At 58.5% G+C, this 952-nt stretch carries 1 protein-coding gene; it reads right to left on the bottom strand.

Going from position 1 to position 952, the window contains the following annotated elements; translation table 11 throughout:
* Positions 1-117: 117 nt before the first annotated feature.
* On the bottom strand, positions 118-675 hold the full coding sequence (locus OKA11_RS24430; RefSeq protein WP_267225226.1) for a hypothetical protein: 558 nt from the start codon (positions 673-675) through the stop codon (positions 118-120).
* Between the last annotated feature and the right edge of the window lie 277 nt (positions 676-952).

Below are 952 nucleotides of genomic sequence, written 5' to 3'. Positions count from 1 at the left end.
TTTGGCCGGGCAGGGCGCGAATGCGCCCCTCACCGACCGCGTTCTTCACGCGGACGGTGGTGGTTTGAAGAGGGGCATGTTGGCGACTGGACTGTCGAATTGGGTAACCCTTAAGGGTTACTCACATGAAGGTTGTGCTTCAGCTGTATCGTCCGGCGCCTTGATGGGGAGGATATGGAGCGGCGGAGGGATGTAGTTTGCCTGACGGAAATGCTCCATGATCGCCTCGTAGGAAGCTAATTGCGACGCTTCGTCGGCGGTCAGGACGGCCTTCTCGTCTTGCGCGGCGGTATAGACCTGTCGTGGACCTTCGCCGATCCAGATGCGGATTTCAGGTGTAAAATGCCCGTAGTTGCCGTCGAACCAGCTTCTGAAAGGCAGGTCGTTATGGCAGCAAAAGTCCTCCATGTCGTCGATATCACCGCCGACCACTTCATGGGCGCGTAAGCAGAGAGGTTCTCCAGAGGGTATCTCCGTCAGCGGCCCCCCATCCCATTCAAGAGAAAGGCCGCATCGGTTGGCGGTTTCGATGAGTTCGGGCACCCGATCGGCAGGGAGTATCCCTCCGATGGTAATGGATACCGAGACGCGATCTGGCATGGTGCAGAATCCTGAGGCCAATGACTTGCCGGTCCCGTCCGAGGCTTGCGCTCCATTCGTCCAGCTGCCAGTCATCACCTTCTCCTCTTCTTGCTCCAGTTGCTGCCATTCACTCCGTGTTCATCAGTGAAACGAGTTGAACCGATAAACGGGTTCGATACAACGATGAATTGACTCATCATGGATGAATAATCGAGGAACTTGTTCCCGGCAGGCAAAAAAAGGGCGATGCCGTGACGGCACCGCCCGTTGGATTTCAGGCGTCTTCGGCAACGCGCTTGGCGCGACCGCGACCCTTGGCGACGGGCTCCTCCACCGGCGCGGTGGACTGGCCGAGACCGTCCGGGGTCGG

The organism is Novosphingobium clariflavum, from assembly GCF_026420865.1.
Taxonomy (GTDB): domain Bacteria; phylum Pseudomonadota; class Alphaproteobacteria; order Sphingomonadales; family Sphingomonadaceae; genus Novosphingobium; species Novosphingobium clariflavum.
The sequence above is the reverse complement of the archived record's forward strand: the minus strand, read 5'-3'. Positions and strand labels throughout refer to the sequence as shown.